We start from the raw sequence: 25,831 nt of genomic DNA on the forward strand, positions 1-25,831 counted from the left end.
GCAAATGTAAGGTGATTTTTGAAAATTAACCAAATATTTTTAAGAATATTTTTCGGAAACTTTCATATATGTTTCTAAATCTTTATCTCCTCTTCCTGAAAGATTCAGAATCACAATGTCTTGCGGTTTAAAATTAATTTTTTCTAAAGCAGCTAAAGCGTGAGAAGATTCTAATGCAGGAATGATTCCTTCCTCTTTTGTCAACATAAAAGCAGCTTCCAAGGCTTCATCATCTGTTGCATTTAAGAATTCAGCACGTCCAGTTTTGAACAAATGCGCATGTAAAGGACCAACGCCAGGATAATCTAATCCAGCCGAAATTGAATAAGGTTCAACAATTTGTCCATCTTTATCTTGCATCAATAATGTTCGACTTCCGTGAATAATTCCTTCTGTTCCTTTGATAGTTGTAGCAGCAGTTTCTCCAGATTCTACGCCCAAACCTGCCGCTTCAACCGCGATTAATTTGACAGAATCATCATTTAAAAAATGATAAAAAGCTCCCGCAGCATTACTTCCGCCACCAACACAAGCAATCACGTAATCAGGATTTTCTTTCCCATATTTCTCTTTCATTTGTGCTTTAATTTCTTCTGAAATAATCGCTTGGAATTTCGTTACCATTGCTGGATAAGGATGAGGACCAACTACAGAACCAATGATGTAAAAAGTTTCAGGATTATTGATCCAATAACGAATCGCTTCATTTGTTGCATCTTTCAAGGTTTTACTTCCTGAGGTTGCTGGAATAACTTCTGCACCTAACATTTTCATTCGTGCAACATTTGGTGCTTGACGAGCAATGTCAATTTCTCCCATAAAAACGATACATTCTAATCCCATCAACGCACAAACAGTAGCAGTTGCAACACCATGTTGTCCAGCACCAGTTTCGGCAATAATTTTGGTTTTACCCATTCGTTTTGCTAAAAGAGCTTGACCAATCGCATTATTGATTTTATGTGCACCTGTATGATTCAAATCTTCACGCTTTAATAAAATATTGGTGTTATATCTTTTTGAAAGATTTGGTGCAAAATACAATGGACTTGGTCGACCAACGTAATCTTTTAATAACAAATTAAATTCATTTTTGAATTCGTCTGTATCGATATATTGTGCTAAAGCTTCAGATAATTCTTCACAATTATGATGTAATAACTCTGGGATAAATGCTCCTCCAAATTCACCATAAAAACCTCTTTCGTCAACTTCGTATTTCATTTTGTTTCTTTTTTAATTTTGTTCAATTCGTCCATCAATTGTATCGATAAACTGTTTTACTTCGTCAGTTTTTTTTATTCCTGGTGCTGACTCAAAACCACTATTGATATCAAATCCAATACATTTCGGATGCTGAAAATTTTTCAAGATAAATGCATCTTCAAGTGTTATTCCGCCACTTAATAAAAAGGGTATTGATAACTGATAATTTGTTAACAATTGCCAATCAAATTTCTTTCCAGTTCCTCCGTAATTATTTGATTTTGTATCGAAAACAAAACTATCAATAACTTGTTGATAAGTGGTTAATTGTTGAAAATCTTCAATCGATTTTATGCCAACGGCTTTCCAAATTTTAAAGTCTAAAAAGTTTTCATCAGTTAATAATCGTTGATGTTTTTGATTGATTAATTCTTCACAAAAGTCAGCTGTTTCATCACCATGTAATTGGACAACATCTAATTTATATTCTTCAACTTTTTCGAGAATTTTCTCGACTGATTCATTCACGAAAACGCCAACTTTTTCTGCATTCGGAAAAACTTCAAAAATAGATTCGTCTTCTACAAATCTTTTTGATTTTGGATAGAAAATAAAGCCTACATAATCGGGTTCGATTGCTGCAATTTCTTTAAAATTTTCGATGTTATTATTTCCGCAAACCTTTACTTGAAAACGTTTCATTTTGATTCTTTTACAAATTGCTCAAATGCTTGAGATGGATTATCTGCTTTCATAAAATTTTCACCAATTAAAAATGCCTGAAATCCAGCTTGTCTTAATTCTTTTACTGTTTTAGGATCAGAAATTCCACTTTCCGCAACTTTAATTAAATCGGTTGGTAATTGTTTCAAGATTTGTTTTGATTTTTCAATATCAACTTCGAAATTTTTCAAATTACGATTGTTAATTCCAATCAAATCAATGAATTCATTTACCTTTTCTAATTGATCTTCTGAATGTAATTCCAATAAAACTTCTAATCCAATTCCCTTAGCAGTTTTAGCTAAATTATAGACTTCGTCTTTTGTTAAACATTCTGCAATTAATAACATCAAATCTGCACCAATCGCTTTTGTTTCGTACACTTGAAATTCATCAACAATAAAATCTTTACGCAAAACAGGAATATTCAACACTTCTTTTGCTTGTTTTAAATCATCAAAACTTCCGCCAAAAAATTGCTCATCTGTTAAAACAGAAACGACAGAAGCACCAAACTTTTCGTAACCGGAAACAACTTCTTTTACATTTGCGTCTTTGTTAATAAAACCTTTCGATGGTGATTTTCGCTTAAATTCTGCAATAATTCCAGATTTTAATTTATCTAAAATTGAAGCTTTTGTAGATTTAACAGGAAGCAAAAAATTTTCTGAATTTCTAAAACTTTCTATTGATTGAGTTTTCTGTTTTTCTAAAATTTCAATACGTTTTTGCGCGACAATTTCGTCTAATATCGTTTTCATGGTTTCATTAATTTTTGGAATACATTCAATGCTTTTTTACTGTCTAAACTTTCGTTCGCAATTGCTACACATTCGATTAAATCTTTGGTTGGATAAATTGTTTTAAGCGCTAAAGCAGCATTTGCTAAAACAACTTCTTTTTGTGCTTTAGTTGAATTTCCTTCTAAAACGCTCAAAAATATTTTTGAATTTTCTTCGATTGATTTTCCTCCTTTTATCTCATCAGGTTGAAGAATATTTAAACCAAAATCTTTACTTTCTAAAACAAATTCCCCCGAATTATTGAACACTTTTGTAGGCGATGTCAACGAAACTTCATCATAACCAGCCAACGCAGTCGAAATCGAATATTTCACGCCCGAATTTTGCATCACATAATGATATAATCGAGCAGTTTTGACATCATATGTTCCTAAATTTTGAAATTCTGGTTGAACAGGATTCACCAAAGGCCCCATTAAATTGAAAAATGTTTTTATCGCCAAACCTTTTCTAATCGGAGCAACTTTCGCTAAAGCCGGATGAAAGAGTGGCGCATGTAAAAATGTAATTCCAACTTCTTCGAACTCACGTTTTAATTTATCTTGATTAACAGAAAATTCGTAACCAAAATTATCCAACATATTCGAAGAACCGCTTACAGACGACGTTCCGTAATTTCCTTGTTTAATAATTTTCTCTCCAGCTCCAGCCAAGACAAAACAACTCAATGTCGAAATATTAAAAGTGTCTTTTCCGTCACCGCCCGTTCCTACAACATCAATCGCTTGCTTTGGTAAATTAACTTTGATGCATAAATCTAACAACGCTCGACGATATCCTTTTAATTCTTCCAACGTAATGTTACGCATATTAAAAATGGTCATAAATGAAGCTAATTCGACAGCCGAATATTTTTCTTCCGAAATTTCCACCATAATTTGATAGGCTTCATTTTCGCTCAAAGTATAATTTTCGAATAATAAATTTAATAATTTTTTCATCGTTTTAAGCTTCTAACCAATTCTTAATCATCTCATCTCCAAGTGGTGTTAAAATAGATTCTGGATGAAACTGAACACCGCGAACATCATACGTTTTGTGACGTAAAGCCATCACTTCTCCTTTTGGACCAACTGCTGTAATTTCTAATTCTTCAGGAAAATCTTCATTTGAAACTACCCAAGAATGGTAACGTCCAACTTCTAATTTTTTTGGTAAATTTTGGAATAACACTTCGTCTTTTATTACTTCAATTTTAGATTCAACTCCGTGAAAAACTTCTTGTGTATTTAATAATTTCCCTCCAAAAACTTCTCCAATTGCTTGTTGTCCTAAACAAACGCCAAAAATAGATTTTGTTGAAGCATATTTCTCGATGATTGGTTTCAATAAATTGGCTTCATCAGGAACTCCTGGACCTGGAGAAAGTAATATTTTATCATAATTATTCACATCTTCCAAAGTAATTCCATCATTGCGAACAACGGTAATATCATCGGCGAATTTCTTTAATGAATGCACTAAATTATAGGTGAACGAATCGTAATTATCGATAACTAAAATTTTCATAGTTTATAGGTTTTGAGCGATTTCTATTGAGCGACGAAGCGCTCCTAATTTATGATTGACTTCTTGTAATTCATTTTCTTCGACCGATTTGGAAACAACTCCAGCACCAGCCTGAAAATATAAGGTATTTTGTTTGCTGACGAACGTACGAATCGCAATCGCCATGTTGATGTCACCGTTGAATCCTAAATATCCAATTCCGCCACCATAAACGCCACGATTTTGATTTTCGTAACCGTCTAATAATTCCATTGCTTTGAATTTTGGTGCGCCAGAAAGTGTTCCAGCCGGAAAAGAGTCTGCAAAAACTTTCATCGTATTTACGCTTGGATCCAATTGAGCAGTTACTTTTGAAACCATGTGAATCACATGCGAGAAATACTGAATTTCTTTGTATTGTGCGACTTTTACATCAGCAGAATTTCGACTTAAATCATTGCGAGCCAAATCGACCAACATCACATGCTCTTCATTTTCTTTTGGGTCAGCAATTAATTTTTCGGTCAATTCTTTGTCCAAAGTTGGACTTCCAGTTCTGCGAACTGTTCCTGCAATAGGATGAATTTCTGCATGATTATTATTAATGATAATTTGCGCTTCTGGTGAAGATCCGAAGATTTTATAATTTCCGTAATCGAAATAAAACAAATAGGGCGAAGGATTTACAGAGCGTAAAATGCGGTAAACATTAAATTCGTCACCCGAAAATTTTTGTTTGAATTGACGAGAAGGAACAATTTGGAAAACATCTCCACGGAAACAAGATTGTTTACATTTTGTCACCATTTCTTTGAATTCATCATCTGTTAAATTCGATTGAATTTCACTTTCTACATTAAATGGATATTCAACAATTGATTTGTTATGAACAACACTTTTAATTTCAGAAAATTTAGAATCTATTTCATCATTTTGAAATTCGATGAATTGAATTTCATTGTGAAAATGATTGAACACCACAATATTTTGATAGAACGAATACGAAAATTCTGGAATCGTTGCTTCGTTTCCTTTTGCTGAAAATTTTACTGTTTCAAAATGTGGAATCGCATCCCACGCAATGTATCCAAATAAACCATTTACAAGTAAATCTTCTCCATTTTGAATCATAAACTGACTTGTAAATTTTTTGAATTTCTCTGTCAATTCTTGACCATTCAACGCATATTCTTTTGTTTCTCCATTCGCATACGTTTCATTCACAATTCCGTTTGTAACCTTAAAAGTTGCGATCGGATTTAGACAAATAAAAGAGTTAGCATCTGTCTTAGAATGATAGTCAGAACTCTCTAATAATAAGGCATTCGGATAAATATCTCGCAATTTCAAATAAAGCTGAACAGGAGTTGTTAAATCGGCTAAAACAGTTTCTTTCTGTATGTTAAAAGTTAAATTCATTTGTTAAATATTTAGGTTTAGAGCACAAAAAAAGGCTTGTCGGTTACGACAAGCCTTTTCTACATATAACTGCATAGAGGTCTCACGAACCAACGTTTTGTTGTTCGATATTCCACCACCAGTTATTTGTAAATAATGTTTTCATTGGGACAAATTTAGAAAGGATTTTGAATTGTACAAATTATTTTTTGATAAATTTTTTAGTTGAGTGAACAATTGATATTTTTGAGTGAATAATAAAAACACAAACAAAATGGAATATAATTATAACAATCTGATTGTTGAAGTAGAAAATAAAATTGCATTAGTTACCTTAAATCGTCCACAAGCATTAAATGCATTGAACAAAGATTTATTAGATGATATTTCAAACTTTTTTACAGACGCAGATTCTGATCCCGCTATTCGAGTAATTATTTTAACAGGTTCTGGTGAAAAATCTTTCGTTGCTGGTGCTGATATCAAAGAATTTGCAAGTTTTGATGGTCGTCAAGGTGAACAATTAGCTGCAAAAGGACAAGAAAATGTTTTTGATAAAATTGAAAATTCTAAAAAACCTGTAATCGCCGCAGTGAATGGTTTTGCTTTAGGAGGTGGTTTAGAATTAGCGATGGCGTCTCATTTTCGTATAGCATCAACCAATGCAAAATTAGGATTACCAGAGGTTACATTAGGTTTGATTCCGGGTTATGGAGGAACGCAACGTTTGCCAAAATTAATTGGAAAAGGTCGTGCAATGCAGGCAATTATGACAGCAGATATGTTTACAGCTGAACGCGCGTATGAAATTGGTTTAGTGAATGAAGTTGTTGAGCAAGCTGAATTAATTGATCGAGCAAAAGAAATTGCGACTAAAATTTCAAAAAATTCTTCTGTAGCGATTCGTCACGCGATTCGAGCAATTAATGCGTCAGATAAAGACAATGGTTTTGAAGTTGAAATTGAAAGTTTCGGAAATTTATTTGACGAAGAAGATTTCAAAGAAGGAACAACTGCTTTTGTTGAGAAAAGAAAACCTAATTTTAAGTAATTTACATAAGCAAAAAAATCCGCTCAATGAGCGGATTTTTTAATCGACTTTGGTTGCAAAGCAAACCTATTTTTAAATATATTTTTTGATTTCTACCACCAATTGTTCTTTTGGTCGTGCTCCACTTTGTTTCCATAATAATTCACCATTTTTGAAAATGGCAAAAGTCGGAACTCCTTGCACTTGATATCGTGCAGCTAAATCTTGATATTTATCAACATCCACTTTTAGGATTTTGACATCATCTCCCAATTCTTCTTTCACTTGTTGCAATACTGGCCCCATCATTTGACAAGGACCACACCAAGTTGCAAAAAAATCTAACAAAACTGGTTTATCTGAATTAATAATTTCTTCGAAAGTCATCGTTTTTGATTCTTCTTGGTTATTTGATTGATTTTTATTTCGGTTGAATAAATTTTTAAACATCTTTATTTTTTCTTCTTAAATATACTAAAAAAAGCACTTCCGAAGAAGTGCTTCATAATTAGCTTTACTAATTATTAACCTAACCTATGAAAAATTTATTCTACTGTTAGTGCTACTAACATTTAGATATAATCAAAACAAATACCAAGTTTAAAATACTGACAATCTGTTTTTTACATTTAACATAATTTAAGAAATAGGTTAACGTAAATATGTTTTATTTTAGAAATTCTACTATAATTCACACACAAATTTTGGATTAACTGACTTTATTTCAGCTATCACTGACATTATTTCTTCTTTGGTTGAATTATCTTCCAACCTTTTCAATTGTTCCGAATTCAAACCAATCATTTGTATAAATGTAACTTTTCCATGCGGCGTATCAATTTCATCTAAATCATCATCCTTGATAAAAGCCAAACCAACAATGTCCGTTTCCGAATCTGTACGAATTGGACCTCCTAATGGTAAAAATTGGTATTCATCAAACCAAACTTTTGTTTCGTTCACGAATCGTCCCAAATTATTCATTAATTGAACCACCCAAAAAGGATCTTCACCATTATCATCTTTAACAGGTTTCACACGGAAAGAAAACTCAAATCCCCACTTACTAAAATCCGCTCCTACACTTTCCTCAGAATAGTATAAATGTGACATTCCGTAACTCACCAAATGATAATAACCATTGACATCAAAAACCGCAACTCCATCAATTGGATCATCTCCACCTTGAAACGACATTACTTGTGGCGAATAAAATCTTGGTTCTAAAGTTCCATAGACTTCTTTTAAACGATTTTCGATTGCAATCGCACCAACAGCTTGATCTGATTTATATTGTTTTTTATATTCTTCTACATTCATCATACAAAAATAGTTTATCCAAATTAATTCGAGAAGTTAAGACATAAAAAAAGAGAGTTTCTTGTTAGAAACTCTCTTTGTAGTCGTTTTGAAGAGCACAAAATGTTCTACCAAATACTTATAACTTCTTTATACTCTTCTTTGATCTTTTACGATTTTAGAAAAATATTTTTTGATCATAAACTATTATTGAATAGGTAATTTTTCCTATTTTTACTGAGTTACGTTTTGGTTACTTTTGTAATATTTCGTAATATTCAAGAAAAGAAAAAAACTCATTATAGAAGGTGATAATATAAATGAGGATTCTTGATGACAAAAAATAATATCTATCATAAAGATATTGTAGATTATAATTCAGATAATGGAAATTTGACCTTGCATTCGAGAAATCCTAAATCGAAGATTTTACGATTAATCTAAATGATGTGTACCGGATCTTCTATATTATAAAACGAACTTTTTAAAAAAAATATTATAAAACGCTAATTATGAATAAGATTTTACTATTTATTACATTAATATTAAGTTCTCAAGTGTTTTGTCAAACATCAAAAGAGAAAGCTATAAACTTAATTGAAGATATATTGTATAATGAATACTTTCTTTTAGAAAAAGGTTTTGATAAGGTAGAAATAAATATTGATAAATCTTTGGATAAATTGATTTATAAAGAAACATATCATATTGATAATAAAAATATTATAGAACGCAAGTATACTGTTTTTCTTGATGATTTATATAATCATTCCATTTATTATGATACTTTTATGACTGATGATAATTTGTATAATGTTAATGTGAGAATAAATGCTAAAAATGGTAGTGTAAAATTTGAAAGTATTGAAGTATCAGAAAAATTTCCTGTTCCAATTTATGACACAAATTATGTAGATTACATTACGTTTTTTTCAAATAAACCATTGTCAAAAAGTTATGTTGATAAACTATTAGAATCATGCAAAATATTATTTAACGCTGAAGAAGTAGTTAAAGCTAAAATATTTAAAACAAATTAATATTTGTGTATTTTAAAAACTAAATAAATATGAAGAAAATTTTACTTATTGTTACTTGCTTTTTTATTTTAATAGCTTGTGGAGATTCAAGCAATAATAATGAAATAGAAATTGAATTAATTCAATTAAATGATATTAATAATTGGTATAGTGATAATTATTCTATCAATGAAAAATTTATTAGTAAAAAAGATGGTTTTGAAAACCGAGATGAAAAATCAAAAAAAATATATATAAATGGTTTTAGAAAACAGTTTAATCTAAACACTGATTGGGATTTTATTAATCAATCGTTAGAAGTAAAAGGAACAAATGATTATAATAAATTAATTGTTATTTCTACTCATTTTGAGAATTTAAAAAACAATCAATTTTTTATTTACAATCAAGTCTTTTACTACTCGAATAATATTGATGATTATGGTTATCAAAATAATTATAAATATCCAGTTCCTTTAGAAATGACTGCTAAAATTTTTGATAAAAATGGAAAAGAAGTAGATGAATTAGAATACCTTACTATTTGGGATGGTGATTTTAGTTCTTATGGAGATATCTGTAATAATATAACTGAATTTGATGATGAAAAATAAAGAAATAATATATTCTGCAACTGCAATAATAATTGCTTTAATGTTTTGTTTTACTTATTATTTAATAAAAAATAACAGTAATGAAAGATATGTTTTTAATAATAAATATCCTTTGGTATTAGATAAAAAGACAGGCGAAGTTTTTAATTTTAGAAATGGGAAAAAAATAAAAATGCAGGAAGGTGAAAACTATTAAATTCTTGTCAAAAATCCATCGTAAAAAACGATATAAAAATAGGTGTAAAAATGCATGCTTTTAACTATTGTTTACAAATAATAAAAACGCTATTCAGTTTTTGCTGTTTAGCGTTATATTGTTTTTTATATTCTTCTACATTCATCATACAAAAATAGTTTATCCAAATTAATTCGAGAAGTTAAGATATAAAAAAGAGAGTTTCTTGTTAGAAACTCTCTTTGTAGTAGCGAGGACCGGACTCGAACCGATGACCTTCGGGTTATGAGCCCGACGAGCTACCTACTGCTCCACCTCGCGATTTAGTAGCGAGAACAGGACTCGAACCTGTGACCTTCGGGTTATGAGCCCGACGAGCTACCTACTGCTCCATCTCGCGTTATTGGACTGCAAATATACGTTCATTATTTAAAATACCAAACATTTTTCGAAATTATTTTATTTTATTCGGACATAAAACAAATAAAAACCACATAAACCACTTTATTAAAGAGGTTTATGTAGTTTTAAATAATTAAATTTATTTTTAATAATCTTCTAAAATAATTTTAAATCGCTTTGATTGGTGGATGATTTTCGATAAAATCAATTGCTAAATCAGCACTATCTGTTAAAAATAATAACTCTTTATATGGTCTTCCTGTTGCTAATTGATGCAAAACCGAATAAATCGCTGTATCTTCTACATATCTTTTCTTACTCAAAAAAATCATTGGACTGTAATATCCGGAAGTTCCATAATGATTTTGAGCTGCTTCCTGAAAAATTTCTTGTGTCGTTCCTGCACTTCCAGGCGCATAAACTAAACCAAATAAGCTAATTGTTAACAACATATCTTCACGAATACTATTAGAAAAATATTTCGCAATATTCGTGGCAAATAAATTACTTGGCTCGTGACCATAAAACCAAGTAGGAATAGCCAAACTTTCTGCACCATTTGGGTAAATCTCTAAAACCTTCTGTGCATTAGTCATATAATTTTTTGCCAAGTATTCGGTTCTTTGATCATCAATAAAATCTAAATCTGCTAAAATATTAATCGCATTCATCAAATCTTCATTTGCATAGTTTGCCATATAAGCTCCTAAATTTGCAGCTTCCATAATCCCTGGCCCTCCCCCAGAAACTACAAAATATCCTTTCGATGTTGCTAATTTTGCGGCTTTCGCCGTTTCATTATAAAACTCAGAATTGCGCGCAGTAGAATGTCCACCCATAAAACCAATCACTTTTTTCTTCGTCATTCCGTTTTCATCATATTCTAAAATTCGACGCAAACAATCATCAATAGACAAATCGTGTAAACGTTGCGCCAAAGCTTCTGAAACAGATGGATTATATTTATGTTTTTTGAAATGTTTGTAGATTTTAAGATCTATACTTTCATCATTGTCCTGATTATAACCTTCCATCAACTCTTGCCAAGTATACAATTTTCCACGATATGGATTATAGGGAATTGATGCAAATTTTGGATAAACGAATGCTCCTTTTTCGATTAAATAGATTGCTTCATATTGTTTAAACTTACAACCCAAAAACGATGTATTACATAAATTATATTCTTCCCAATTGATTTCTTGACGCAAAAAATTAACATCTTGAACTACTTTATCGGTTAAATCTTTGGTTTGAGAAACTAATTCATTCCATTCTGATAGATTATGAACTAAATCTTTGATTGGTTTTATTTTCATTCTTTTTTCTTACTTCATTAAAAATTCGTAAAATGAATTTACACGAATTATTCCAAACCAACGAATTCGGCACAATAAATCTGCTAATTTTCATTTTTCTAATTTATATTTGCATCAAATTCGTGCTCAACTTAATGGGGAATCGTGTGCAAATCACGAACTGTCGCGCAATTGTAAATCAATATTTTTGAAAAGTCAGAATGCCACTAAATTGAGTTAATAATTAACCAAAAACTTTCGCGAAAAAAGTAAAATTATGTTCTATGAAATCATCAAACCACCACAAAAAAACATTATCAACTCAAAAATTAATGAAGAAAAGTAACGTGTAAATATATGATAATGGAAGTGGAAAAAACACCAAGAGAAGAGTTGATTGAACAACGTATCATCAATTCTGAAACTCGCATTTTCAAAGCTGTTTTTCCAGGAGATACAAACCACCACAACACAATGTTTGGAGGGTCAGTAATGTATTTGATGGATGAAATTGCTTTTATGACAGCAACTCGTTTTTGTCGCAAACCTATTGTTACGGTAAGTAGTGACAAAATTGATTTTAAACACTCAATTCCAGCAGGAACTATCGTAGAAATGGTAGGAAAAGTGGTACGTGTAGGACGTTCAAGTTTGGATGTACAAATTGACGTTTTTATCGAAAGTATGTATCGTGACGGACGTGATAAAGCGATTTCTGGAACGTTTACATTAGTTGCAATTAACGAAAACAAACGACCAGTTCCTGTTATTGACTAACACGAGCTATAGAAAATTTTTAATCCTTTATCTTTTTGATAGAGGATTTTTTTATGAATTCCAATTAATAATTGATAATATTCTAAAGGTTTCTTAGTTTTACATTAAACACAAAAAATGGAATTACCTTTTGCCGAACCATTTCGCATAAAAATGGTCGAAGAAATTTATCAATCTACTCGAGAAGAACGTGAAAAGTGGATCGAAGAAAAAGATTACAACCTATTTAACCTAGAAAGCCACAAAGTATTTATTGATTTATTAACTGATTCTGGAACTGGAGCAATGTCCGACAAACAGTGGTCTGCAATGATGACTGGAGACGAAAGTTATGCTGGTTCTCAATCTTTCTTAAAACTGAAAGAAACCATTAATACCATCACGGGATTTGAGTTTCTTTTGCCTACGCATCAAGGTCGTGCAGCGGAAAATGTATTGTTTTCAGCTCTTGTAAAAGAAGGTCATGTTGTTCCTGGAAATTCGCATTTTGATACGACAAAAGGTCACATCGAATTTAGAAAAGCACACGCAATTGATTGTACTATTGATGAGGCTTTTGACAGCGAATTGATTCATCCTTTCAAAGGAAATATCGATTTACAAAAGTTAGAAAATGTCTACAAAGAATACGGAAAAGAACAAATTCCATTTACATTAATCACTGTTACGTGTAATTCTTCTGGTGGCCAACCTGTATCAATCGAAAATATTCGTCAAGTTCGTGAATTGTCTAATCAATATGGAATTCCAGTCTTTTTTGATGGCGCTCGTTTTGCAGAAAACGCTTATTTCATCAAAGAAAGAGAAGAAGAATTCAAGACAAAAACGATTAAAGAAATTGTTTTAGAAATGTTTTCTTACGGTGATGGAATGACAATGTCTGCGAAAAAAGATGGTTTGGTAAATATTGGTGGATTTATTGCACTGAATAATGAAGAGCTATATAAGGTTTGTGGAAATTTCGGAATCATTTACGAAGGATATTTAAGTTATGGCGGATTAGCTGGACGTGATTTAGCAGCTTTAGCACAAGGTTTACAAGAATCGACAGAATATTCTTATTTACAATCGCGCATCAAACAAATTGAATATTTAGGGAATAAATTAATTGAGTTTGGAATTCCAATTCAGCAACCAATTGGTGGACACGCTATTTTTGTTGATGCTGTAAAGTTTTTACCAAATGTAACGCGCGAAGAATTTCCTGCACAAACATTGGGAATCGAATTGTACAAAGAAGCTGGAATTCGTGGTGTAGAAATCGGAACTATTTTGGCAGATCGTGATCCTGAAACACGAGAAAATCGTTATCCAAAATTAGAATTATTGCGTTTAGCAATTCCAAGAAGAACTTATTTCCAAAGTCATATGGATTATATCGCGGTTGCGTTGAAAAATATTTTTGATCGACGAAACGAAATTAATTCAGGTTATGAAATTTCGTGGGAATCTGAAATTTTAAGACATTTCACTGTAAAATTGAAAAAGAAATAAATAAAAAATCCTTCAGAAATTCTGAAGGATTTTTTTGATATTACCATCTCCAATCGCCCGAAATACGAAGTGGAGTTTCTAAATTTCCTTTGATAAGAGCATCCTTTATTTCTTGTTCGTTCCAACGTTTTGAGGGAATTTCTTTCAAATTACTCAAACGATACAATAAATAAGTTTCTAAAATCACATTGTTTTTCAAACCAACTTCTTCTACATAATCAAATGTATCACAATTTGCGTGGTAACAATTTAACGCTCCTTTTGTAAATTGACTATCCGAAAGCCCAATAATAGGCACGCCTTGTAACATAAACGGTTGATGATCTGAATGTAAATCTACACTTGCAAATGTTTTCAATTTAAAATCTGGAATTACTTTTTGCACATCATTTGCATAATCAGTTAAAATAGACAAATTACTTTCCATTGTCGAATAATACGACTTTGGATTGGTCGTCATATCCATGTTCGACATTGCTTTGATTTGATTGATAGAACCATCTTTCAGTGCTTGATTGACATAATGTTTAGAACCTATCAAACCAACCTCTTCGCCCATAAATAAAACAAATTCAATTGTTCGATCATTTTGAAGATTTAACTTTTTATACGTTCGTGCAATATCCATCACAGAAAAACTTCCAACGCCGTTATCAATGGCTCCAGTAGCCAAATCCCAACTATCTAAATGACCTCCAAGAACTATTTTCTCGTTTGGAAATTTAGAACCGATTTTCTTTGCAATAATGTTGCGACCTTTCATTTGTCCAACATCATTTTTCATTTCGATTTTAGCAATTTCTTTTCCTTTTGATAGATTTTCTTTGATTTTCAATCCATCTTCTAAACTGATATTAATCGCAGGAATTTTAATAATTTCTCCCGTCACAGAGGCCGTTCCTGTTAATAGAATTCCTCCAGCAGGACGATTAAACAAAATAATTCCTTTCGCTCCGTACTTTTCTGCTAAAGCTGTTTTTTCTGAACGATGTAGATTTTCGGTTTCTTTTGGCGTTCCATCCAACAAACCAAGCGCAGCAAAAACAATCTTTCCTTTTACTTTATCACCAATCTTTTTATAATCTTCTTCAAGTCCATTTCCCAAATCAATTAATTCTCCCGAAAAATTAACATTTGCTGGCGAATGCGCTAAAGCAACTGCTTTTATAGGTTGATTATTGATTTTTAAATCTAAACTTTTACGATTCCACCCGCTAAATGTAAATTCTTGAAAAGACACATCATAACCATACGAACGCAACAAATTTGCTGCATATTCTTCTGCTATTCGTCCACTTTCTGTTCCTGTTGCACGATGTCCGATTGTTTCGGTTGCTTTTTTTAGTTGTTGATAAGCTTCAGAATTTTGTTGTACTTCTTTATTAATCAAGTCTAAAACTTGTTGATTAGTTTGAGCAGATAAACTCATGGTTGTAGAGACTAAACCTAATGTTAATAAAAATTTCGATTTCATGTGTGAGTATTTCTATAAACTTAAAAATGTTTTTGGAAATAGTTGATAGAATGGAAGGAAAATTTACTTAAAAAAAATAGTCCTCAAAAAATGAGGACTATTTATATGAAATTATAAATTATTTCTTAGTGAGCTGGTACGAAACGCTCTCTTGCATCTTGCAACAATTGTTCTGCTTCTGCTTTATCACCGTACCCTTCAATTGTTGTTGTCTTATTTTCTAAGTCTTTATACACTCTGAAAAAGTGCTCAACTTCTTTCAATGTATGAGGATTCATATCAGTGATGTTTTCTAATTGGTTCCATGTTGGATCTGCAACTGGCACACAAATTAATTTTTCATCTTGTCCTTTGTCATCAGACATTTTAAGAACACCGATTGTTTTTACTTCGATTACACATCCAGGAACAGTAGGTTCTGTTAAGAAAACTAATACGTCAATTGGATCTCCGTCTAATCCTAATGTATTTTCTACGAAACCGTAATCAGCTGGGTAGAACATTGGAGAGTATAAAACACGATCAAAACGGATTCTTCCTGTTTCGTGATCCATTTCGTATTTGTTGCGAGATCCTCTTGGGATTTCGATGATTGCATCAAAAGTCATTGTAATATTCTTTTTTTATTATTTATTTTCTAAAAATTCCAATCTAAACCGATTGTGATGCCAAATTTACGAACATCTGGCAAATTATTATAATTTCCGCGCCAATTAAAATCAACACGTATTGGTCTAATGTTTCCAAAACCAATGTTTTCTATCCCAAACCCGTATTCGTAGTAGATTTGTTGATTTGGTGCAAAATATTGTATCGTGGAACGATTAATAGCTTTACTTTTCTCCGAAATATCCCCGTAAGCCGCTCTCAAGAAACCAACCTCTCTTAATTTTAATTTCTTAATTAACGGAACTTTGTTCAAAATCCAACCGTTAAAATGATGTTCCCAATTCATCGTTACATATTCGTCTGTTACAAATTCATAATAATCTAATTGCGAAAATGTACCATAAACTTGTCCGTAACTCTCATTACCAGGTAATGCACTCATTAATGATAAAGGAACACCTTGAAATGTTTTTCCAGCTTCTGCAGTTACCAATGATTTACCAAAAGATCCAATCAAAATTGGTTGTGTATATAAAAATTGTAATTTATCATATTCAAAATCTGAATTAATTACACCTTTCAATCCTTTTGTATAACGCAACATCAACGTTGGAGCAAGTGTTGTCATTTCGTAACGATCAATTCCATATTGAGAATATTTTGCACCTGGACGAGCAATTACCGAAACACTTACACTTGAGTTTGTTAAAGTTTCTTTTATCTGACCATTTTTTTCATAACCAATCGAGAAATGTTCTGTATCTGCTGGTTTGATTAATTGATAATTTCCATCAACACGAAATGTTACATTTTTCCAAGGTTCAATCGATGCATACACATTTGTCAAATTATTATTACTCAAAAATGTATTATCTCCTTGATTGATGATTGACGACGAAGCAAAACTACGCGTCATAATTCCGTCAGAAGCCGTTAACGTTGCAGCCAATTGTTCTACATCACGTTTTGTTCCGATACCGACTTGAAAACGATTATATTTATTGAACATATAACGAAAATCTGCTCCATATTTGAATTTTTCATCTCGAAAACCATATGCCAAGAAACCTTGAGCACGCCACATATCATTTTGCGAAAAATATGTACGAGCTCCAGCTCTCAAACGGAAACCTTCGATTTGGTTGTATCCAAAAGATGAATATAAATTCCCGATATCAATTGCATTTCCAACATTGTAATATCCAGAACCAAAAATCTCGATTGCTTTCACAATATTATTGAATTTTGGTACTTTATTTAATTGCTCTAATGTTTCGTAAATCCCTTCTTGATCTTTTGTTAAAGCTTCAGGACGATTTTCTGCCCAAAACTGATTATCTTTTTCGTTAAGCGCAGCTTTTGCTGGATCTAATTTCTCGTAATAAAAAGCTTCGGGATGTGTTGTATCGAAATCGTAATTGTAATAATTCACCGTTTTATGCGCAAAAATACCTTTCGCACTTTCCTTTTTACTCAACAACGACATATCCAACATCGCGTATTCTTTTTTCGGATAGAAAATAGAATCATTTGGAATATCATATTCTAAATTCATGAAAATATTACGCACAAAATTCACATTCATTTCTTTCGTTGTCTCCATTACAACTTCTTTCACAGCATAAGCATCTTTCGAAATAAATAATTCTCCTTTGAAAGTTAATTCACCTTCACGGCGAGGATAATATTTGATTCGATAAGATTCTACTCCATCGACATCAATCGTATCTTTTAGTTCGTAATCATAAACCGCAAAACCATCGGAAGCGATAGGACTTACAAATTTGATGTCTAAAATATTAACACGATTATCGTAAATGTCAATATCCCGGAATAAGTTTTTTACTGTCGCAGCAACGACTTCATTTTTCTCGAAACCTGAGGTTTTGTTTGCAATTAATTCACGGCGCTCTTTTGTAGAAGGTTTATTGATTCCTGCTATTTTATAGATCGATTCGTTTAAGAAAGCGGGTAAATACGTTTTCCCGTTGATTGAAGAAGTATCTACTTTCTCAAAAACAAACTCCATCCCTTTGAAAATCTTACGTTTCATGAAAGTGGAATCGATATTACTGATATCAAATTGCAATTTTTCATATTCGTCGTACTGATAATGAGGAGTCAGTTTCAATCCGTTTTTCTTTTTTCGTTTCCAAACTTCACGTAAAATTGCATAAGCAGGATTTTCTTTCTTTTTAAGACGTTTTTTCTTTGCCGAAACAACCGCAGTTTGTAAATCTACCGTTCCGTCATCTTCTTCTGAAGTATTGTCTTCTGCTAAAAATAATTGAGCAATAAAATTATAATCAATTTTATTTTCAATTACATAATCAGACGTTTCATATCCATTTTTTGATACAACAATTTTATTTGTATTCGAACTAGATTCGATATAAAAAGTGCCATCAGAGTTTGATGTTGCACTTACTTTAAGTTCTGGTAAACGAATATCTGCGTAAGGAATAGGCTTCTGAGTTTCAGAATCGATTACCTTTCCTTGAATTTTTACTTGCGCGTGCACAGACGCTAAAACAACTATAAAAAAAACTGTTATATAACTTTTCATCAATAAGATTTGGTTAAAAAAAAATAAAGTCTAGCAAAATGTATGCTAGACTTTACAAATATAGTTTATAAATCTTAATTATTTATACATCACAGCTTTTACAGCTTCAACTACATCTTTTGCATTAGGAATCCAAGTCTCATACAAGTTTGGAGCATACGGCGCTGATGTATCTTTTGTTGTGATACGTTTGATTGGTGCATCTAAATAATCGAATGCTTTTTGTTGAACCATATACGTAATTTCTGAAGCAACAGAAGCAAAAGGCCAAGCTTCTTCTAAAACAACCAAACGATTTGTTTTCTTCACAGATTTGAAAATTGTATCGTAATCTAATGGACGAACTGTACGTAAATCAATTACTTCTACAGAAATTCCTTCTTTAGCTAATTCATCAGCAGCAATGTAAGCTTGCTTAATGATTTTCCCGAAAGAAACTAACGTTACATCTGTACCTTCACGTTTGATTTCTGCTTTACCAATTTCGATTGTGTATTCTTCATCTGGCATTTCCATTTTATCTCCATACATCTGTTCAGATTCCATGAAAATTACTGGATCGTTATCACGAATTGCAGATTTTAATAAACCTTTTGCATCATAAGGGTTTGAAGGAACAATTACTTTAAGACCTGGTACATTTGCATACCAATTCTCAAAAGCTTGTGAGTGTGTTGCACCTAATTGTCCTGCAGAAGCAGTAGGTCCTCTAAATACAATTGGACAGTTGAATTGTCCTCCTGACATTTGATAAATTTTTGCAGCGTTATTGATAATTTGGTCAATAGACACTAATGAGAAGTTGAATGTCATATATTCTACGATTGGACGACATCCCGTCATTGTAGATCCAATTGCGATTCCAGAAAAACCAGCCTCTGCGATTGGCGCATCAATTACACGTTCTGCTCCAAATTCGTCTAACATTCCTTTCGAAGCTTTGTACGCTCCGTTGTATTCTGCTACTTCTTCTCCAATTAAAAATATAGATTCATCGCGACGCATTTCTTCACTCATTGCCTCTGCGATTACTTCTCTAAATGTTTTTATAGCCATTTTATGCGATTTCGTTCTTTATTATATTTTTTCCTAAAGCAAATGTAATAAAAAACTTGCGAATTATTTAAAACGAATTCATTCAATAAAAAAATCCCAAAATAATCTAAAGTTATTTTGGGATCGAAAAATATTTAAAAAAGAATGTAATCTCTATTTTAGAACCAGCCTTTGTGACCTTCTACATATGTTTTATCAAACTCTTCGTCAGATTTAGTCAAATAAATAATCCTTTCAATAAATCCAATAAGTCCAGCAAATCCAAATGTTACAAAAGTGGCAATAATTTGAATAACTCCTTCTTTTGTATATCCTAAATAGAATTTATGAATTCCTAAATATCCTACTAAAATTCCTAAAATTCCAGCAATGATTTTTTTCTCTGATTTGTACGGCTGATTGTTTTCCATCGTTTTTAAAGTTTAAATAATAATTGTTTTTGTTGGTTACAAATTTAATTTGTCCATCATTCTTAAAAATCACTAGATATAATGATTTTGAATACTGTACAAATAAAATAAATCTGATCTTAATTTAAGGTTAACGATTTAACAATCTACTTTTTATAAAATCAATTGCTTTTCTTTACATTTGCATAAAATGGTGCTCAACGAGTGAGTTAAAAGGGAATTTGGTTCAATTCCAAAACTGTCCCCGCAACTGTAAATTCTAACATACTTTTTGTAAAAGAATAAGTCAGGAAACCTGCCATTGCTAACAAATTAATAGAAAATGTTTTCGGAGGAAAAACAGATTTTAATATGAAAAAACTTTTTCTTTGTTTTAATCTTATCGCTGGAATTGCTTTTGCACAGACGGATACCATCAATTTGAAACCTTTGATTTTGAACGATGCTTTTCTTAAAAATCATTACAAATCTCAAAGTATTATCAAACTTAATGATAGTATTTTAGAGCAAAATCCTAATCAACTGACGCAAGTTTTACAAGCGCAAACGCCAATTTATTTTAAAGAAAATGGACGAGGAATGGTTTCTTCGCCTTCGTTTCGTGGAACTTTAGCTTCGCATACAGCGGTAATTTGGAACGGAATAAATGTCAATTCGCAAACAACAGGACAAACGGATTTTAATTTATTTGCAAGTAATTCGTTTGACGGAATTTTAGTGAAACCAGGAGGCGGAAGTATTGCGTATGGAACAGGTTCTATCGGCGGTACAATTCATTTGTTGAATAAATTTGAGTATGATAAAGGTTTACAACAAAAAATTAATTTAGGATACGGAAGTTACGATACGTGGTCGGGAAAATATCAGTTGAAATATAGTACAGAAAAATTTAGTTCTTCAATCGATTACGAACGAAATCAATCTGATAATGATTACAAAATTCCGAATCACATGAAGAAGAATTTGAATGGAAAATATTATTTCAATACAATTAATGGAAATTTTGGTTATAAAATCGATCCTAAAAATGAATTGAAACTTTATTCGATGTTCAATTTTGGAAAGCGCGAATTTCCTTTGGTTGACATTGGTTCAACGCCTTCTGGATACGAAAATCAGGATTACCGTTTGATGACAGAATGGAATTTCAATCCAAATGAAAAGTGGCAATCGCAGTTAAAATTAGCTTATATACGAGAAGAAAGCAGTTATTTCAACAATATTCACAAATCTTATTCGGACGATTTACAGGTTGATAACTATATTTTAAAATATTATCTGAATCATCAATTGACCAATAATTTCGAGCTTTCGCTTTTATCTGAAGCTAATTATAATCAAGGAAGTGGAAATAATTTGACTAAAAGCGATCAAAACTCAATCAATTTTGCCTTAATCGCGAAGCATAAATTATCAGATGTTTTGGAATACGAAGCGAGTATTCGTCAAGATTTTTCTGATACGTACCAAAATCCATTTATTTATTCATTGGGTTTTAATTATCGTCCGATTCATTCGTATCAATTAAGAGGAAATGTTTCGAAAAATTTCAGAAATCCAACGTACAATGATTTATTTTGGAAAACTGGTGGAAATCCGGACTTGAAATCAGAATCAGCTTATCAATTTGAACTTGGAAATGATTTTATCAACAAAAATTTAAACATTCAAACCAATATTTTTTATAATAAGTTGAGTGATATGATTCAATGGATTCCGAGTTCGCAAAACAGTTCTTATTGGGTTCCTGTGAACATCAACAAAGCTGAAACCTATGGTTTTGAAATGATTGGAAACTACAAATGGAATGCATTTAGTTTCAATACAACTTATGCATACACCAAAACAAAAGATAAATTTAAAAATAAGGAACTGATGTATTCCCCAAATCATAAATGGACGGCGAGCGCACAATACACTTACAAACGTTTATCTGCTTTTGTACAAAACATTTATACAAGTAAAGTTTTTACCGATTCGCAAGAAGAAAGAACACTTGATGGATTTTGGCTAATGAATTTTGGTTTAAATTATACGATTTCACCACTTTATAGCGTTTCTATGAGAGTGAATAATGTGTTTAACCAAGAATATCAAACGCAAGAAAACCGTTGGCAACCAGGCACAAATTATAACATACAAATACAAATAAAATTTTAAAAAACTATGACTAAATTTAAATCAATCGCACTTATAGCTTTGGCTGGAGTCTTTTTACAATCTTGTTCAAATGACGATGATGGACCAAACAATGATCCAGAAAATGGAAATTATTCGAAAGGAGTTTTTATTTTGAATGAAGGAGGTTTCAATTCAGCTAACGCAGAAATCACTTATTTTGATCCAACAAAAGATGTAAGTACAACAAATCCTATTCAAGAAATTTTCAAGACTGCGAACGCAGGTGCGCAATTGGGTTCTGTAGGACAAAGCATGTATTTCAAAGGAAACAAAGCTTATATTGTTCTTAATGTTTCTAATAAAGTAGAAGTTGTTGACAACACAACTTTCAAAAAAATTAGTACAATTCCATCATCAGATAATATGAGCAACCCTCGTTATATCGTTTCTGATGATCAATTTTTGTATATCTCAAACTGGGGAGATCCTAATGTTACGACAGACGATTTTATTGCAAAATACAAAATCAGCGATTTAACATTTGTAGAAAAATATAAAGTAGATGAAGGTCCAGAAAAAATGATTCTTGACAATAACAAACTTTATGTTGCACAAAAAGGTGGCTGGGGAACAGGTAAAACAGTTACAATTATTGACCTTAAAACAAATGATAAAAAAAGTATAAATGTTGGTGATGTTCCGACAGATTTAACAATTCAAAACGGAAATTTATTTGTGCTTTCTCAAGGTGTTAATTGGGGAACTACTACAAAAGGAAAATTGGTTCGTTATAATTTAACTTCAGAAGATAAATTAGAAATGAATTTTCCTGATGGACAACATCCTAATTTCTTAGTTGCGGAGAATAGTAAATTGTATTACATCGTTAATAATTCTGTTTATTCTATGGCTACAAATGCAACAGCTTTGCCTACAAAAGCAGATTACATAACAGGTGCTGATAGTGTATATGGTTTCTATGTAAAAGGTGATACTTTTTATGTTTTAGACGCAAAAGATTACAATTCTAATGGACGATTATTAATTCAGAATGCACAAGGAGGTCTTAAAAATCCAGCAATTACAACTGGAGTTTCACCAAATTCTGTTTACATCAAATAATATTTCCTGAAAAATCAACATAAAAAAATCTGAAGTTTAGACTTCAGATTTTTTTATGTGTTTTATTTTGAAAATTGTTTGCGAATTAAATACTACGATTGCGAGTAAAATCAAACTATAACCGATCATTTGCATTGGCGAAACGGCTTCTTTGTAATAGAAAATTGCCAAAACAAAATTCATAATTGGATTCAAATAAATTAAAATTCCAACGGTTGAAGAGTCAATTCCTTTTAAAGCAAAATTGTTTAAGAACATTGGAATAATGGTGAACAAAACTACAATCATCATAATACATTGATAGAAAATTGTTTCGGTCGGAATCGGTCCTGAAAAAATAAAAACCAATGGTAACATCAGAATAGCTACAATTAATAATTGCGTCATCAACAAATTAAAACTATCAAAAACATTCAAACTTCTCTGAATGATGATATACAGCGCAAATGTACACGCAACAATCAAACTATAAATCAAGTCAATCAAATGACCTATAGAAAGAACCAAACATGCTAAAAGACTAATACCAACTGCTATCCATTTTATTTTGGTTAAATGTTCTTTCAGAATAATGAAAGCCAAAACGGTTGTAATAATCGGACAAACCAAGTACGATAGCGACGCGGCTTGCACACTAATATGATTCATGACAATAATAAACATCAACCAATTTGTCATCAAAATCAACGATCCGCCAACAATTAAACTTCCTAATTTTTTCTGTTTCTTTTTATCAAATGATTTGAATAAATCAAAATCAGCTTTCATCTTATTGCGTCGAAATCCAAGATTAATTACCACTAAAAAGAAAACCGAAACGTACAATCTAAAAAATAGAATATCCAAAGGTGGATAACCTGCGATTGGTTTCAATCCGAAACTGAAAAATCCCCACATAAAGTAGGTTACAATGACTGCAATGATATATTTTGATTGATTCATAAAAGAGGCATCAATTTGTACAAATGTATCGAATATCCAATTTGGAAATGATTATTTTTGCCTTAAATTTTATAGAAATGGAAAATCTTTTTACAGACGAATATTTTATGCGAATAGCCTTTAACGAAGCGATTACAGCTTTCGAGCGAGACGAAATTCCAGTTGGAGCTGTGATTGTTTGCAACAACAAAATTATCGCGAAAGCACATAATCTAACGGAAACATTGACTGATGTGACCGCTCATGCTGAAATGCAAGCCATTACCTCTGCTGCGAATTATTTAAGCGGAAAATATTTACAAGATTGCACATTGTATGTAACCTTAGAACCTTGTGTGATGTGCGGCGGAGCGTTGTATTGGAGTCAAATCTCAAAAGTAGTTTATGGTGCTTCGGATGAAAAACGTGGTTTTAAAGCAAAAATTGGCGAATTACATCCAAAAACTGAAATTGTTTCGGGAATTATGGAAGAGGAGTGTGGTCAATTGATGAAAGAATTTTTCCAACGCAAGCGTTAAATTGATTTCAAAATCGATAAAACTTCGTCGTAATTTTCTATAAAAGCCATGTGTCCGCCATCAAATTTGTACAAATGAATGTTAGGTAAATTTGGAATTAAAGTTAAAAATAATTCAGGATTAACTGTTTCATCATTCATTCCAACAATAATATAAATTCCACCTTTGAAATCATACAAAATCGACGAACGATCTGGACGCTCTCGCATTCCTTTCAAAGCTGCACAAACCCCTTCAATTGGAGTTTTTAAAGCAATTTCTTTTACAAATTTCAACTCATCTTTGAATTGATCTCGATGATGCGCTGCAAATAAAGTAGGCATACTAAAACTCACCAACGCATTGAAATTTTTACGAGCAGTTTCACACGCTTTCAAACGTTGATTTTTCTTCGCTTCATCATCTGGCAAAGTCGAAGAATTAATCAAAACAATATTTTCTACTCGTTCAGGAAAAAGATCAGCCAACGCACACGTCACATATCCTCCCATCGAATGTCCTACAAAAGCTACTTTTTCAAGATTTAATTCATCCAGAACTTCAATCACTTTTTCTGCCATTTCTTCCATCGTATTCACCTCTTGAAAATTTTCAGAATTTCCATGTCCAGGTAAATCAATTGTAATAATTTGATTGTGATGAAATAAATCATTCTGTAAACGATTCCATATTTTATGATTTTCCAAAAAACCATGTAAGAAAACTATAGGTTTCCCAACTCCAATACTTTCGTAGAACAACATATTTTGGTTCAGAATTTGTAATTAACTAATGCACAAATTTACAATAATGAAAAAATATAGTCCCATAATAATACTATCAATAGCTATTGGAGCTATTATCATTTATTGTATGACAAAAAATGAGCCTCTTACGATGGGAGATTCTGTACAAAAAGTAATCAAAAAAGATTCTTCTTTTCAAGAAATTGCTTTTGCTTCTCCAAAGACTATGAATAATTCTGAATTGAAATTAATTCATGGAAAAGGCGAATTTGAGATTGAAAAAGAAGCGAAAGAACAACAAACTTTTAGTTTTAGGAATGATTCTTCTTCCTCTGTTTTTATTCAAATTATTCCTAAAAATAAACTCGGAAACATCAGAATTAATCAACTTATCTCTCCAAATAACGAGAAAGATGGTCCTTTTGGACGAGAAATCAATTATGATTTAACCGAAAAAGGCTTGTATCAAATCCGAATTGGAGAAAGTTTGATGCAAGGTGATTCATTTGAAGGAAAATATACCTTGAAATTGCAGTTAAAATAGTTACTTTTACAGCAGAAT

General features: G+C 31.7%; 26 protein-coding genes, 2 tRNA genes and 2 riboswitches. Of the genes, 10 read left to right on the forward strand and 18 right to left on the reverse strand.

Going from position 1 to position 25,831, the window contains the following annotated elements:
* Positions 1–39: 39 nt before the first annotated feature.
* The 6 genes from trpB to N5D03_RS00235 are packed head-to-tail and all read right to left on the reverse strand — an operon-like array spanning position 40 to position 5,639.
* Entirely contained in the window at positions 40–1,224 is a 1,185-nt protein-coding gene (trpB, locus tag N5D03_RS00210) for a tryptophan synthase subunit beta (RefSeq protein WP_125349944.1), read from the reverse strand.
* Between the two features lie 12 nt (positions 1,225–1,236).
* Complete coding sequence (locus N5D03_RS00215; protein ID WP_125349945.1) at positions 1,237–1,908, reverse strand: phosphoribosylanthranilate isomerase; 672 nt, start codon at positions 1,906–1,908, stop codon at positions 1,237–1,239.
* A complete protein-coding gene (gene trpC / locus N5D03_RS00220) occupies positions 1,905–2,690 on the reverse strand; it encodes an indole-3-glycerol phosphate synthase TrpC (RefSeq protein ID WP_125349946.1) in 786 nt (261 codons plus the stop codon). Before trpC ends, N5D03_RS00215 begins: the two co-directional genes overlap by 4 nt.
* Positions 2,687–3,673, reverse strand: coding sequence for an anthranilate phosphoribosyltransferase (trpD, locus tag N5D03_RS00225; protein ID WP_125349947.1), 987 nt, complete (start codon positions 3,671–3,673; stop codon positions 2,687–2,689). The genes trpC and trpD overlap by 4 nt, the downstream gene beginning before the upstream one ends.
* A 4-nt stretch (positions 3,674–3,677) precedes the next feature.
* Positions 3,678–4,241 carry an aminodeoxychorismate/anthranilate synthase component II gene (locus N5D03_RS00230; RefSeq protein ID WP_125349948.1) on the reverse strand — a complete coding sequence of 188 codons (564 nt, stop codon included), beginning with the start codon at positions 4,239–4,241 and terminating at the stop codon, positions 3,678–3,680.
* Positions 4,242–4,244: 3 nt separating this feature from the next.
* Positions 4,245–5,639, reverse strand: coding sequence for a chorismate-binding protein (locus tag N5D03_RS00235; RefSeq protein ID WP_125349949.1), 1,395 nt, complete (start codon positions 5,637–5,639; stop codon positions 4,245–4,247).
* A gap of 253 nt (positions 5,640–5,892) precedes the next feature.
* Here N5D03_RS00235 and N5D03_RS00240 point away from each other — a divergent pair, with 253 nt between their 5' ends.
* Positions 5,893–6,669 (forward strand): enoyl-CoA hydratase-related protein, encoded by a 777-nt coding sequence (locus N5D03_RS00240; RefSeq protein WP_125349950.1) that lies wholly within the window; start codon positions 5,893–5,895, stop codon positions 6,667–6,669.
* 72 nt (positions 6,670–6,741) lie between these two features.
* Here N5D03_RS00240 and trxA read toward each other — a convergent pair whose 3' ends face one another.
* Entirely contained in the window at positions 6,742–7,098 is a 357-nt protein-coding gene (gene trxA / locus N5D03_RS00245) for a thioredoxin (protein WP_280050632.1), read from the reverse strand.
* A gap of 234 nt (positions 7,099–7,332) precedes the next feature.
* Complete coding sequence (locus N5D03_RS00250; protein WP_280050633.1) at positions 7,333–7,971, reverse strand: suppressor of fused domain protein; 639 nt, start codon at positions 7,969–7,971, stop codon at positions 7,333–7,335.
* Positions 7,972–8,459: 488 nt separating this feature from the next.
* Here N5D03_RS00250 and N5D03_RS00255 point away from each other — a divergent pair, with 488 nt between their 5' ends.
* From N5D03_RS00255 to N5D03_RS00265, 3 genes are read left to right on the forward strand one after another with little or no spacing between them, the layout of a single operon-like run.
* Positions 8,460–8,987, forward strand: a complete 528-nt coding sequence (locus N5D03_RS00255) for a hypothetical protein (protein ID WP_125349953.1) — start codon at positions 8,460–8,462, stop codon at positions 8,985–8,987.
* 29 nt (positions 8,988–9,016) lie between these two features.
* The gene (locus tag N5D03_RS00260; protein WP_280050634.1) at positions 9,017–9,580 is read left to right on the forward strand and encodes a hypothetical protein; all 564 of its coding nucleotides are present in this window, start codon (positions 9,017–9,019) and stop codon (positions 9,578–9,580) included.
* Positions 9,570–9,776, forward strand: a complete 207-nt coding sequence (locus N5D03_RS00265) for a hypothetical protein (protein ID WP_280050635.1) — start codon at positions 9,570–9,572, stop codon at positions 9,774–9,776. Before N5D03_RS00260 ends, N5D03_RS00265 begins: the two co-directional genes overlap by 11 nt.
* A gap of 227 nt (positions 9,777–10,003) precedes the next feature.
* Here the strand turns inward: N5D03_RS00265 and N5D03_RS00270 are convergent.
* The 3 genes from N5D03_RS00270 to N5D03_RS00280 form a co-directional block, all read right to left on the reverse strand.
* Positions 10,004–10,076: transfer RNA gene (locus N5D03_RS00270), tRNA-Met, on the reverse strand.
* A gap of 6 nt (positions 10,077–10,082) precedes the next feature.
* Positions 10,083–10,155 (reverse strand) — tRNA-Met (locus N5D03_RS00275).
* A gap of 169 nt (positions 10,156–10,324) precedes the next feature.
* Positions 10,325–11,476 carry a hypothetical protein gene (locus N5D03_RS00280; RefSeq protein ID WP_280050636.1) on the reverse strand — a complete coding sequence of 384 codons (1,152 nt, stop codon included), beginning with the start codon at positions 11,474–11,476 and terminating at the stop codon, positions 10,325–10,327.
* 86 nt (positions 11,477–11,562) lie between these two features.
* A riboswitch (cobalamin riboswitch) is annotated at positions 11,563–11,703 on the forward strand.
* 115 nt (positions 11,704–11,818) lie between these two features.
* Between N5D03_RS00280 and N5D03_RS00285 the strand changes: the two genes are divergently transcribed.
* Both N5D03_RS00285 and N5D03_RS00290 read left to right on the forward strand, forming a co-directional pair.
* A complete protein-coding gene (locus tag N5D03_RS00285; RefSeq protein WP_114998110.1) occupies positions 11,819–12,232 on the forward strand; it encodes an acyl-CoA thioesterase in 414 nt (137 codons plus the stop codon).
* Between the two features lie 117 nt (positions 12,233–12,349).
* The gene (locus tag N5D03_RS00290) at positions 12,350–13,726 is read left to right on the forward strand and encodes a tryptophanase (RefSeq protein ID WP_280050637.1); all 1,377 of its coding nucleotides are present in this window, start codon (positions 12,350–12,352) and stop codon (positions 13,724–13,726) included.
* A 40-nt stretch (positions 13,727–13,766) separates the two neighbouring features.
* On the opposite strand, the gene N5D03_RS00295 is transcribed toward N5D03_RS00290, so the two are convergent.
* From N5D03_RS00295 to N5D03_RS00315, 5 genes are all read right to left on the reverse strand, one after another.
* Positions 13,767–15,200 carry a M28 family peptidase gene (locus N5D03_RS00295; protein ID WP_280050638.1) on the reverse strand — a complete coding sequence of 478 codons (1,434 nt, stop codon included), beginning with the start codon at positions 15,198–15,200 and terminating at the stop codon, positions 13,767–13,769.
* Between the two features lie 125 nt (positions 15,201–15,325).
* Complete coding sequence (locus tag N5D03_RS00300; RefSeq protein ID WP_038336778.1) at positions 15,326–15,808, reverse strand: inorganic diphosphatase; 483 nt, start codon at positions 15,806–15,808, stop codon at positions 15,326–15,328.
* A 29-nt stretch (positions 15,809–15,837) separates the two neighbouring features.
* A complete protein-coding gene (locus tag N5D03_RS00305; protein ID WP_280050639.1) occupies positions 15,838–18,375 on the reverse strand; it encodes a DUF5686 family protein in 2,538 nt (845 codons plus the stop codon).
* Between the two features lie 78 nt (positions 18,376–18,453).
* Entirely contained in the window at positions 18,454–19,431 is a 978-nt protein-coding gene (locus tag N5D03_RS00310) for a pyruvate dehydrogenase complex E1 component subunit beta (protein WP_114998120.1), read from the reverse strand.
* A gap of 158 nt (positions 19,432–19,589) precedes the next feature.
* Positions 19,590–19,841, reverse strand: a complete 252-nt coding sequence (locus N5D03_RS00315; protein WP_038336776.1) for a TM2 domain-containing protein — start codon at positions 19,839–19,841, stop codon at positions 19,590–19,592.
* A 174-nt stretch (positions 19,842–20,015) separates the two neighbouring features.
* Positions 20,016–20,159, forward strand: a riboswitch (cobalamin riboswitch).
* Positions 20,160–20,192: 33 nt separating this feature from the next.
* On the opposite strand from N5D03_RS00315, the gene N5D03_RS00320 reads away from it, so the two are divergent.
* Positions 20,193–22,001, forward strand: coding sequence for a TonB-dependent receptor (locus N5D03_RS00320; RefSeq protein ID WP_280050640.1), 1,809 nt, complete (start codon positions 20,193–20,195; stop codon positions 21,999–22,001).
* A gap of 6 nt (positions 22,002–22,007) precedes the next feature.
* Positions 22,008–23,084, forward strand: coding sequence for a DUF5074 domain-containing protein (locus N5D03_RS00325; RefSeq protein ID WP_180905735.1), 1,077 nt, complete (start codon positions 22,008–22,010; stop codon positions 23,082–23,084).
* Positions 23,085–23,120: 36 nt separating this feature from the next.
* Here the strand turns inward: N5D03_RS00325 and N5D03_RS00330 are convergent, their stop codons facing one another.
* Entirely contained in the window at positions 23,121–24,026 is a 906-nt protein-coding gene (locus tag N5D03_RS00330; RefSeq protein ID WP_280050641.1) for an EamA family transporter, read from the reverse strand.
* 77 nt (positions 24,027–24,103) lie between these two features.
* On the opposite strand from N5D03_RS00330, the gene N5D03_RS00335 reads away from it, so the two are divergent.
* Positions 24,104–24,544, forward strand: a complete 441-nt coding sequence (locus tag N5D03_RS00335; protein WP_280049931.1) for a nucleoside deaminase — start codon at positions 24,104–24,106, stop codon at positions 24,542–24,544.
* Here N5D03_RS00335 and N5D03_RS00340 read toward each other — a convergent pair.
* A complete protein-coding gene (locus N5D03_RS00340) occupies positions 24,541–25,287 on the reverse strand; it encodes an alpha/beta hydrolase (protein WP_219034055.1) in 747 nt (248 codons plus the stop codon). The genes N5D03_RS00335 and N5D03_RS00340 overlap by 4 nt on opposite strands.
* A 46-nt stretch (positions 25,288–25,333) precedes the next feature.
* Here N5D03_RS00340 and N5D03_RS00345 point away from each other — a divergent pair, with 46 nt between their 5' ends.
* Positions 25,334–25,813, forward strand: coding sequence for a hypothetical protein (locus tag N5D03_RS00345; RefSeq protein WP_280050642.1), 480 nt, complete (start codon positions 25,334–25,336; stop codon positions 25,811–25,813).
* Positions 25,814–25,831 lie beyond the last annotated feature (18 nt).

Source organism: Empedobacter sp. GD03861 (assembly GCF_029840885.1).
In the GTDB taxonomy this organism is placed as follows: domain Bacteria; phylum Bacteroidota; class Bacteroidia; order Flavobacteriales; family Weeksellaceae; genus Empedobacter; species Empedobacter falsenii_B.

What these genes read in the sequence shown, in the direction of transcription:
- trpB (WP_125349944.1), bottom strand. Translation starts at nt 1,224, where the DNA reads ATGAAATACGAAGTTGACGAAAGAGGTTTTTATGGTGAATTTGGAGGA.
- N5D03_RS00215 (WP_125349945.1), bottom strand. Translation starts at nt 1,908, where the DNA reads ATGAAACGTTTTCAAGTAAAGGTTTGCGGAAATAATAACATCGAAAAT.
- trpC (WP_125349946.1), bottom strand. Translation starts at nt 2,690, where the DNA reads ATGAAAACGATATTAGACGAAATTGTCGCGCAAAAACGTATTGAAATT.
- trpD (WP_125349947.1), bottom strand. Translation starts at nt 3,673, where the DNA reads ATGAAAAAATTATTAAATTTATTATTCGAAAATTATACTTTGAGCGAA.
- N5D03_RS00230 (WP_125349948.1), bottom strand. Translation starts at nt 4,241, where the DNA reads ATGAAAATTTTAGTTATCGATAATTACGATTCGTTCACCTATAATTTA.
- N5D03_RS00235 (WP_125349949.1), bottom strand. Translation starts at nt 5,639, where the DNA reads ATGAATTTAACTTTTAACATACAGAAAGAAACTGTTTTAGCCGATTTA.
- N5D03_RS00240 (WP_125349950.1), top strand. Translation starts at nt 5,893, where the DNA reads ATGGAATATAATTATAACAATCTGATTGTTGAAGTAGAAAATAAAATT.
- trxA (WP_280050632.1), bottom strand. Translation starts at nt 7,098, where the DNA reads ATGTTTAAAAATTTATTCAACCGAAATAAAAATCAATCAAATAACCAA.
- N5D03_RS00250 (WP_280050633.1), bottom strand. Translation starts at nt 7,971, where the DNA reads ATGATGAATGTAGAAGAATATAAAAAACAATATAAATCAGATCAAGCT.
- N5D03_RS00255 (WP_125349953.1), top strand. Translation starts at nt 8,460, where the DNA reads ATGAATAAGATTTTACTATTTATTACATTAATATTAAGTTCTCAAGTG.
- N5D03_RS00260 (WP_280050634.1), top strand. Translation starts at nt 9,017, where the DNA reads ATGAAGAAAATTTTACTTATTGTTACTTGCTTTTTTATTTTAATAGCT.
- N5D03_RS00265 (WP_280050635.1), top strand. Translation starts at nt 9,570, where the DNA reads ATGAAAAATAAAGAAATAATATATTCTGCAACTGCAATAATAATTGCT.
- N5D03_RS00280 (WP_280050636.1), bottom strand. Translation starts at nt 11,476, where the DNA reads ATGAAAATAAAACCAATCAAAGATTTAGTTCATAATCTATCAGAATGG.
- N5D03_RS00285 (WP_114998110.1), top strand. Translation starts at nt 11,819, where the DNA reads ATGGAAGTGGAAAAAACACCAAGAGAAGAGTTGATTGAACAACGTATC.
- N5D03_RS00290 (WP_280050637.1), top strand. Translation starts at nt 12,350, where the DNA reads ATGGAATTACCTTTTGCCGAACCATTTCGCATAAAAATGGTCGAAGAA.
- N5D03_RS00295 (WP_280050638.1), bottom strand. Translation starts at nt 15,200, where the DNA reads ATGAAATCGAAATTTTTATTAACATTAGGTTTAGTCTCTACAACCATG.
- N5D03_RS00300 (WP_038336778.1), bottom strand. Translation starts at nt 15,808, where the DNA reads ATGACTTTTGATGCAATCATCGAAATCCCAAGAGGATCTCGCAACAAA.
- N5D03_RS00305 (WP_280050639.1), bottom strand. Translation starts at nt 18,375, where the DNA reads ATGAAAAGTTATATAACAGTTTTTTTTATAGTTGTTTTAGCGTCTGTG.
- N5D03_RS00310 (WP_114998120.1), bottom strand. Translation starts at nt 19,431, where the DNA reads ATGGCTATAAAAACATTTAGAGAAGTAATCGCAGAGGCAATGAGTGAA.
- N5D03_RS00315 (WP_038336776.1), bottom strand. Translation starts at nt 19,841, where the DNA reads ATGGAAAACAATCAGCCGTACAAATCAGAGAAAAAAATCATTGCTGGA.
- N5D03_RS00320 (WP_280050640.1), top strand. Translation starts at nt 20,193, where the DNA reads ATGAAAAAACTTTTTCTTTGTTTTAATCTTATCGCTGGAATTGCTTTT.
- N5D03_RS00325 (WP_180905735.1), top strand. Translation starts at nt 22,008, where the DNA reads ATGACTAAATTTAAATCAATCGCACTTATAGCTTTGGCTGGAGTCTTT.
- N5D03_RS00330 (WP_280050641.1), bottom strand. Translation starts at nt 24,026, where the DNA reads ATGAATCAATCAAAATATATCATTGCAGTCATTGTAACCTACTTTATG.
- N5D03_RS00335 (WP_280049931.1), top strand. Translation starts at nt 24,104, where the DNA reads ATGGAAAATCTTTTTACAGACGAATATTTTATGCGAATAGCCTTTAAC.
- N5D03_RS00340 (WP_219034055.1), bottom strand. Translation starts at nt 25,287, where the DNA reads ATGTTGTTCTACGAAAGTATTGGAGTTGGGAAACCTATAGTTTTCTTA.
- N5D03_RS00345 (WP_280050642.1), top strand. Translation starts at nt 25,334, where the DNA reads ATGAAAAAATATAGTCCCATAATAATACTATCAATAGCTATTGGAGCT.